At 34.9% G+C, this 9,607-nt stretch carries 6 protein-coding genes; 3 read left to right on the plus strand and 3 right to left on the minus strand.

Annotated elements, in window-relative coordinates:
• Positions 1-3,191: IgGFc-binding protein (locus QZ659_RS10605; RefSeq protein WP_291725788.1), on the minus strand; the 3,191-nt coding region annotated here is incomplete at its 3' end.
• 327 nt (positions 3,192-3,518) lie between these two features.
• On the opposite strand from QZ659_RS10605, the gene QZ659_RS10610 reads away from it, so the two are divergent.
• Both QZ659_RS10610 and rpsA read left to right on the plus strand, forming a co-directional pair.
• Complete coding sequence (locus QZ659_RS10610) at positions 3,519-3,812, plus strand: hypothetical protein (RefSeq protein WP_291725789.1); 294 nt, start codon at positions 3,519-3,521, stop codon at positions 3,810-3,812.
• Between the two features lie 304 nt (positions 3,813-4,116).
• On the plus strand, positions 4,117-5,937 hold the full coding sequence (gene rpsA / locus QZ659_RS10615) for a 30S ribosomal protein S1 (protein WP_291725790.1): 1,821 nt from the start codon (positions 4,117-4,119) through the stop codon (positions 5,935-5,937).
• A gap of 415 nt (positions 5,938-6,352) precedes the next feature.
• Here the strand turns inward: rpsA and QZ659_RS10620 are convergent, their stop codons facing one another.
• Positions 6,353-7,492 carry a hypothetical protein gene (locus QZ659_RS10620; RefSeq protein WP_291725791.1) on the minus strand — a complete coding sequence of 380 codons (1,140 nt, stop codon included), beginning with the start codon at positions 7,490-7,492 and terminating at the stop codon, positions 6,353-6,355.
• Positions 7,493-7,517: 25 nt separating this feature from the next.
• Positions 7,518-8,768: a Na/Pi symporter gene (locus QZ659_RS10625; protein ID WP_291725792.1), complete on the minus strand. Its 1,251-nt coding sequence runs from the start codon at positions 8,766-8,768 to the stop codon at positions 7,518-7,520.
• A 128-nt stretch (positions 8,769-8,896) separates the two neighbouring features.
• Here QZ659_RS10625 and QZ659_RS10630 point away from each other — a divergent pair.
• The coding region (locus tag QZ659_RS10630; protein WP_291725793.1) for an SAM-dependent methyltransferase at positions 8,897-9,607 on the plus strand (711 nt) is incomplete at its 3' end.

Below are 9,607 nucleotides of genomic sequence, written 5' to 3' on the forward strand. Positions count from 1 at the left end.
ACCCACACTTGGTCGCCATTTTGGAACGTTCCTGCAACAGGTTCGTACTCATTGGCAACACCACCTGCTGGCATTGGTAATCCATTTTTATAGAAAACATAAGAAGTCGCACCATCAGCTATAAACTTAGTTGTTCCATCAGCACAAATAACTGTGTCTGGGGAGGAAATTGTTACTTCTGGTGTTGGAGTAACCGTTACTTCTACGACTGTGGTGGGAATGTCTGTAAGTACACAAAGGTCGTTTTCTAAAGCTACTATCTCATACATTCCTCCCTCTGATTGAATAATGTAGTCAAAAGGACTGGTTGTTGTAGCTGTTCCAACTACGATTTGTTGTGTAGTGGTACTTCCTATAAGTGGATTACTTCTATAGGTAAGTGTCATAGGAAAAGAACCACTTAATCTAAAAGTAACAGGAGTTTGATTACCCTCACAAATATCTGTACTTCCTAAAAGCCCTACACCCAAAGGAGGTAGAAAATTGACAATAATTTCATCTTCTATGGTACAATCTAACCTTGGATTGGTTATTTGTACGACATAGGTTTTTGTTACAGTTACATTAGGTTGAAACTCATTAACTAATAAGGATACTCCTGTTCCAACCTGTGTCAAAGCTGTACCATTTCTTTCAAACCATTTTATTTCTGAAAAAGGAAGTAAAGATGGTTCAACAGTTACTTCTAACCCTCTTTCACCATCTTCTGCACAGAAAGTCATTTCATCAGGCTCATCAGTTTGTCCAATTTCTCGGATTTCAGCACCAAAAAATGTAACTGTAACCTCATCAGTCAAAGCACAAGGATTAGTAGTTCCATTTTCTAAATCTGTTATAGTAATTTCATAAATACGAGTAGATGAAAAGTTATCTACAACTAATTCAAAGTCTGTACCTAAGTCTATTGGATTTGCAGGGTCAGTAATATCTCTCCAGAGATATTCTACATTAGGATTAGTCACTACTCCTGTACTGATAGTTTTTGCACCATCTATGTCACAAAATAATAACTCATCATCACTCACAACTCCATCGTGCTGTATTAAAGCCACAGGATAAAAAGTAACTACAATTTCATCCGTCTGTACACACGAGAGTGTTTGGTCTGGTCGTAAGGCTTCTACTCTATAACGAGTAGTTGCTGAAAACTCATTCACTATTAACGTATTAGATGTTTCTGAAGGCAAAAATATGCCATCTTTAAACCAACGATAGGTTACATCACTAGGAAGAGGGTCTAAAGAAGCTCTAATAGTTTGTTCTCCTTCTGAATCACAAAATGTTATTACATCTGGTGTAGTTCCATCAAAGACAATATCTAAATCATGAGTAGGTTCAAAAATTACAGTAATGGTATCAAATGTACTTCCATTTCCTGCTGAACTACATTGAGTAGCTGCATTAATGACTTCTAACTCATATAAAGTTGTTGCTGAAAAATTATCTACTACTAAATTAACATCAGTAGAAATAACAGTTGGATCTCCAATAATTCTCCATTTGTAAGTGTTATCTGTGGTGTGTGAAACATCAAATCCACTAATAACTTGCTGCCCTAAGCTATCACAAAAACGCAACTCTTCTGCTGAAATACCTTGGTATTTTATATCAGCAATAGAAGGAGGGCTAAAAATTACTTCTGTAGTATCAAACTTAACACATCCATCTTCATTTTCGGTTGTTAGCTCATATAGTCCAGATACAGTAACTGTAATATCCTGAGCAGTACTGATTATTGTAGGGTCTGGTATCAGTCGCCATTCATAACGAATAAATCCATCAGGAGCTTCCAAAGTATCTTCTGTTATTGCTCCATCACAAAAAGCAATATCATCAGCTACATCAACTACTGTTTCTAAGCTACTGCCAGCTAAATACCCATACGACTCGTAATTTCCATATCCATATACATAAGCAATAAAACCATCATTAGCAGGGTCTGAATTATTAAGGTTATAAGTTCCTGGAGCTACATTTCTACGAGCAAAAGACATATCTGAACCTGCAATAGCTGTAAATGTCATGGGTGTACCATCTAAAAGAATATTTGCTGTATTAGTAGTTTTAGTTATTACATCAACATGAAATGTGCTAATCTGAGCAGTACTTATAGCTTCTAAATTGATGTCTTTTAAGGTTTGTTGATTTGGAGAAAGAACAATAAAGTAAGGGTCAGCATCCTCTCCTCCTCCAAATTGGTCAGAGATAGTAAATTGCCCTACCATAATGCGTTCTGTTGCATTTATAACTCTAGGAGTATTGTTTCCTTGTGTACTAAACGTATGATATTCTCCTGCATTAAGTGTAATTACTGCAGGCTCTCCACTAATAGTAACTTCTGTACCATCTGTTTGAGCTATAATTCTGAAATAATCATAACTACGAGTAACAGCAGGATTACTTCTTACAGAGGGAACGGTTACAAAATTTCTCCCCCATGTATTTATTGAAGGCATCTGTTCATACGCATGGTCTGATGAACTCCCATCTACATGTACTCTAACATTTCCTGAAAAGACAGCGATAGGCTTGTCTGAACTGATAGAGCTTCCTGTCAAGTCTGAATTAGCACCAAACGTTCCTTGTGAACGTACCAAATAGGTCTGACCTTCTTGAAGTGTTATATTAATAGGCACTCCTAGTGGATTTCCTGCTGTTGTTCTTTGTGATGGAGTAATAGTTATGTTGGTGTCGTCTTCTGTTGCTACAATTAAAAATACAGAGGAATAAGGTTGTGTAGTAGAAGAAGGAGTATAAGACATAGTATAATACTCTGTTCCTAGAGCTTCCAAAGGAAATATAAGTGCAGCATCTGCTGAGTTTCTTTTTCTATTTAAGGCATATAAACTAACAGGATCATCAGTTGTTACAAACACTCCTTTGTTTTGAGGAATTTGAGAGTTATTGACTAAATAGTTTGAGGCTGGAGATAGGTCAATCTGCTGTGAACCATTAGCAGCTACATTTATTGTAGCTATAGGAGCTCCATTGAGTGTAACTGTTCCCGTAGTAGCTACACGAGAGGTTACATATAATTTGGTTTCAATACCAGAAGTGCCATCATGATCCATAAAGCCTACCCAAAACTCCCTTCCTTCTGAAATACGAACACAAGGGTCAATCTGAGCAAATAGGGAAAATGATTGTATAAAAAATAATGTAAATAGTATGAGTAAAAATGACTTTTTCATCGATTTGGTTGAAATTGTGGTAAGTTAAGGCTTGCTACATTTATATAAAAAGCATATTTGTGTTAAGAAGCAAATACAAAATTTTATACTAAGAGAACTTCTCTATCCAGAGACTTATTTTGTTAATGCTTACTATCTAAGCGCAAATATACTTAATATCTATCTAATTACGATACAATAAATTACTTCTTCAAAATGCAGGTTGGGTTTACTTAAAACGAAACGAAAAAGAGTCCTTTTCAAAAAGAAAAGATAATATGTAGTAAAATTTTTAGGTAAAATTTGGTAACTTATAGAAAAAGCCACCAACATAAACACACATTTGAAATGCAACAAGAAATTATAGCACACGAAATATTGCAACTTATCATTCGAAAAAAACCATTGTGGAAGTGGGAGCAAAAATGTATATATGCAGACGGAATAGATAATACATTTATGAGAATTGTTTTTTTTGATGAAAACAGAAAAAAAGTAGGCTCAACTTGCTTTCAGCTAGAAACAGGCATTGTGCAATTTAGCACCACTACAAACGATTGCTCTCCCACTACATTAGTAGATTTTTTATTGGATATTTTGGCAAAGACAAAAACTTATCCTGTCTCTGTTGAGAGAGAATGATTTGAAATAAATTGAGAATCATTATTTATAGAATAAAACATTCAAAATTTCCTTTTCCTAACAAAAGTTACTATCTTTGTATTTCATTTCCGCCAAGATAGCTAATTTTCTGTAAATCAACGATTTACTTATCTTTTTTATCTTGTATAAGAAATGATTTTCAATCAAATTATTTTCTCACAGTTAATCAAATACCTTTAAGCATAATTTTTCATTTGGTATTAAGCTAAACGACAAAACATGCTACAAAGGCAGGCCTTCAGACAAGCCTGAAAATAATTGTCGTCGATTTTTATTTTATTATATGAGTAATTCAAACACTTCAGCAGGCGAAATCAATTGGGAAGAATTAGAGTCTAACAAAACAGGCTTTGGTGCTGGCTACAAAGATGCACGCCAACAAGAACTCGCAGACCTTTACGAAGAAACACTTACTGCTTTTTCTGAAAACGAACTTGTTACAGGAACTATCGTAGGTGTTACAGACCGTGAGGCTATCGTAAACATTGGACATAAATCTGACGGACTTGTATCTCTTTCAGAATTTAGAGATTTGCCAGAGCTTAAAGCTGGCGACCAAGTAACGGTTTATGTAGAAAAGCAAGAAGATGCAAACGGACAAATTTTACTTTCTCGTCGTAAGGCTATGGCTCTTCAAGCGTGGAAGAAAATTGAAGAATCGCACCAAGGAGATGAAGTTATCGAAGGAATTATCAAACGCCGTACAAAAGGTGGTTTGATTGCAGATATCTTTGGTATTGAGGCATTTTTACCAGGTTCACAAATTGATGTTAAGCCAATTCGTGATTTTGATATTTATGTAGATAAGAAAATGGAATTGAAAGTTGTCAAAATCAATTATGCAAACGACAACGTAGTAGTTTCTCACAAAATTCTTATTGAGAAAGACCTTGAAAAACAACGTCTTCAAATTCTTGATAACCTTGAGAGAGGACAAGTATTGGAAGGTGTAGTGAAAAATATCACTAATTTCGGTGCTTTTGTTGATTTAGGTGGTGTGGACGGATTACTTCACATTACAGATATTTCTTGGGGTCGTATCAGCCATCCAAACGAAGTATTAGAATTAGACCAAAAACTTAATGTTGTTGTTCTTGACTTTGATGAGGACAAAAAACGTATTTCATTAGGTATGAAACAACTTCAAGAGCATCCTTGGGATTCGCTTGAAGCAAGCCTAGAAGTAGGAACAAAAGTAGAAGGACGTATTGTGAATGTTGCTGATTATGGTGCATTCTTAGAAATCAAACCAGGTGTTGAAGGTTTGATTCACGTTTCTGAAATGTCTTGGTCGCAGCACTTACGCAACCCACAAGAATTCTTAAGCATCAATGATACAGTAGAAGCTGTTATCTTGACTATTGACCGTGAAGAGCGTAAGATGTCTTTAGGTATTAAGCAACTTACTGAAGACCCTTGGACAAAAGACGAAGTAAAAACAAAATATGCTTCTGGAGAGCGTCATACAGGTACAGTTCGTAACCTTACTAACTATGGTCTTTTCTTAGAATTAGAAGAAGGTATTGATGGACTTGTTCATATTTCTGACCTTTCTTGGACTCGTAAATTCAAGCACCCATCTGAGTTTATTAAAGTAGGTGAACAGTTGGAAGTACAAGTATTAGAACTTGATACAGAACAGCGTCGTTTGGCTCTTAGCCACAAACACATGGAAGAAAATCCTTGGGATACATTTGAAGGTATTTTCACTCCAAACAGTGTACACAAAGGTACTTTAGTAAACAAGAACGATAAAGGAGCAAATATTGAGCTTCCTTATGGTGTACAAGGTTTTGCTTCTACAAAACACCTTACACTTGAAGAAACTGGCAAAACTGCCGAGGTTGGAGACAACATAGACTTCAAAGTAGTAGAGTTTTCTAAGGATGAGCAACGTATCATTCTTTCTCACGTAGCAACTTACCGTAGTGGAAAAGAAGAAGCTCCTGCAAAGAAAAAATCTAAAGGAGAAGCAAATGCAGAAACAACTTCAAAAGCTAAAGAAATGAAAAAGTCTAAAGACTTAGAAACAACTAGCTCTTTGGGAGATAACTCTGCACTTTCTCAGTTGAAAGACGACATGACAAACGATGAAGGCAAATAATATAATGTTCTATTAAATAGAATTTTATAAGTTTTCATTTTTCTATACTAAAAACCCTTATTTCTTTTATGAAGTAAGGGTTTTGTATTTATAAATTGGTTTGGTTCTACTCTAAAATAAGTCTTTTAGGCTATTGATAAATAAGCCTTATCACAGTTAATTTTGTACACCAGTCTTCCAAACTGTTCTGTAAGAAATAATCCCAATACCTTTTTATTTTTTCGGTCTGCTCTGTGAGACTGACCTAACTAGAATAAGGTCAGCCTCGTAGAGCAGTACCAATGCGATTTTTATTTTGGTATAAAATCTTTGTAATCAGACTGAAAGTATGATTTACGTAAATAATTGTGATAACCTTAAATACAAAAAAACTTCATTATTGGTAAAATAATGAAGTTTTTCATCCGATGATGTATTAACTAAAAATATTAATGATATATTCAATTAGATTTTCTATAACTTCATTCTTTTTGAGTACAAAAACCAAAATCAAACTAACTACCAATCCAGCAAATACTTTTAAAAGGTCAGAGCCTATCATTCTCAAAATTCCAACAGTATCAGAATATCGTGGGTAAAGTGGATGATTTTTTATATTTTGCTCATCTTCAAAAGTCGCATCGTCCAAGATTTTATCAGAACTTTCCTTGTATCCTTTCTTTTTAGCTTTTTTCTTCTCTTGCTTCAAACGAGCTTCAAAAGCAGCTTGCATATTTATACGAAGGTTTATCATCAGTTCACGACCTGCTAAAAGCCCTACAAAAACCCATGTCGTACTCATTGGAATATCACTCATTTCTTTGAAAACGAACAATACAATACCATAGATAAAGTCAATGATAGTTGCCGAACGAATATCGGTGGTATTGGTCTTGGTAGTAACAATTTTTTGAATACTTCCTCCACGGCTATAAAAAATATACCCCAAAAGAACTATCAAGACAAAAGCAGACAGAAAAAATTGCGTACTAGAAAGGTTGTTGCCACGAGGTAAATAAACATAAATATTTGCCAAATCTTGAATCAGCCATTGCGACCAAAGGAAGCCTGTCGAAGTCCATTGCAAGACTGTCCAGATTCGTTTCTCATTTTTCTTTATTTCTTTTCTGATAAAATTTTCTTCAAAAAATCTACTAATCAGTAAATAAACAAAAATGGCAGCTCCAAAAGCAACTAAATACCCCAAAGCAGATTTTGTAACCATACTCTGAATATTTTTAGTAGCAAAAACACTCAACACCAAAAATGTCGTGCTGACAGGAATACCAAAACGAGTAATAATCATCAACACCAAAGGAGGCAAAACGTGCCACCATTGTAAGACTTCAGGAAATGGAATTTTGTTGAGTCTGCCATACGCTACGCCTTGTCCAGAGTACCACCCATAGAAAAGTACACTTATCATAATCACTCCTGTATAAGTCCAAAGTATGTACCAAGGTGTTTTGCCATTAGAGCTGATAAATGTTCCTAGTGTTTGAATTACATCATTACCCACTACAGAATAAGCTGCAAAGCAAAAGCCTAATATCATAAATACAATATGTAAATCCATTCGTTTTTTTTGAGATTTTTATAGTCTATTGATTATTTTTTTTTTTGTTTTGAATGAAAGAGGAGTCTTGAAGAGTGTTTGTAGTATTTATTTTTTGCAAATCTAAATCATTCTGCTGAAAAGAACTATAAATCATTCCGAAAGGAAGGACAAAAAACATGATAAGCAAATAAGCTAAACCACTACTACGGTTGTTCATAGCTGCTACCCCCAAGCGCTGTGAGAGTATAATGGGGATACGGCGCATAAAAGGGAGAGCCAAAAACAGTAAAGCTCCAATAAGATTGAACAAAATATGTACAAAAGCTATCGTAATGGCTGCCTCCGATTTAAAAAGAGCTGCCAAAAGTGTTGTTAGTGTTGTTCCAATATTTGCTCCTACTACAAAAGGAAATGCCTTCTGAATATTTACCTTGCGAGTAGCGACCAAAGGAACAACTAAAGATGTTGTAACCGAACTAGACTGAATAGCTGCTGTTGAGATAAATCCCCAGCTAAATGATTTCCACGTATTACCAAAGAAAAGCTCGTGTATTTTTTGCCTACGCTTTCCAATCATCCGTTTCTTCAAAAGATTTACAAAGAGATGAATTGCCAAAAACAAACAAGCAATAGCAAAAATGAGAATCAATAATGGATAATTTTTTAACTGACTAACAATAAAGTTAGACGGAATGGAAATAATAGGAGGAATAAAACTACCTGAAGTAGCAGAAAATGGAAGTAGTTCTGTAACAATTTTGGCAAGGTCAGATAAAAAATGGGTATAATATTCTAAGGGAAACAAAACACAAGCCGTCAAGACATTAAAAAAATCGTGCAAACTAGCTGCTGCAAATGCTTTTCGAAGTTCTTTCTTTTTTGAGATATGTCCTAGAGCCACTACTGCGCTTGTGATAGTCGTTCCTACATTTGCTCCCATAATAATAGGAGTTGCTGTTTCAATAGTGAGCGTACCTGCTGCCACAGCTGCTACCACCATTGCCGTAACAGTCGAACTGCTTTGCAAAATAGCTGTAATGAGAAGCCCTATAAAAATACCAACAAAAGGATGTGCCGAAACTGAAAAAATACTGCTTGCCACTTCCCTTCCAAATAAACGAAATGCACTCATTAGCATATCTATCGACGCTAAAAACAAACACACAATAAAGACTACATACAAAATATGTAGTAGCAATTTTGAGAGATTTGTCTTACTTTCGTTTTCTTTAGAAATTTTATTTTGTAGAGGAAGATTCAAGAGCGATACTATTTTTTTTAGGGTGTGTTGCATATTTTCTAACAAACCACAAAGTTAGTATTTCATCTATCCACTTTTGATATGAAGTAAGTGAACGATTTGTTAAGTTTAGCCTACATTTAGGTAAGTATATTATTTTTTAAGTAGTATTTTTAAGTCCAATGAAAATATATTTAATTCCAATTTGGTTGGAAGAAGGAAATAAAAAAAGTCTTTCAGAAGAAATTCCAATAATTATTCGGCAGACAAAGTATTTTTTAGTAGAAAATTTGAGAACAGCAAGACGTTTTATTTCTGCCTTAAAATTGGGAATCGTAATTGACGACTTAGTGCTTTTTCAGTTAGACAAAAAAACAACAAAGGCAGAGTTAGAAAACTATTTCAAACAAATTCCTCAAAAAGATGAAAATGGAGAACCTACAAAAGTGGGGATTATGTCGGAAGCAGGTTGCCCTGGAATTGCAGACCCAGGGGCATTGGCAGTGGAATATGCACACAAGAAAAATATAGATGTTGTTCCTTTGGTAGGAGCTTCTTCTATTTTGCTTGCCCTTATGGCTTCTGGTTTCAATGGACAAAATTTTGCTTTCCACGGCTATCTTGCCATTGATGCAGGGCAGAGAAAAAACCAAATCAAAAATTTAGAAGCTGAAAGCAAAAAACTCAAACGCTCACAGATTTTTATGGAAACTCCCTATCGGAACAACGCTCTTTTGAAAGATATTTTAAGCGTATTGCATCCGAACACTAAAATTTGTGTAGCTTCAAATATTACGTCAGAAAATCAATTTATCAAGACCCAAACAGTAGCAGAGTGGAAAAAACAACTTCCCAATCTACATAAAATTCCAACTATTTTTGTATTATACGCT

This window comes from Bernardetia sp. (assembly GCF_020630935.1).
Lineage (GTDB): Bacteria > Bacteroidota > Bacteroidia > Cytophagales > Bernardetiaceae > Bernardetia.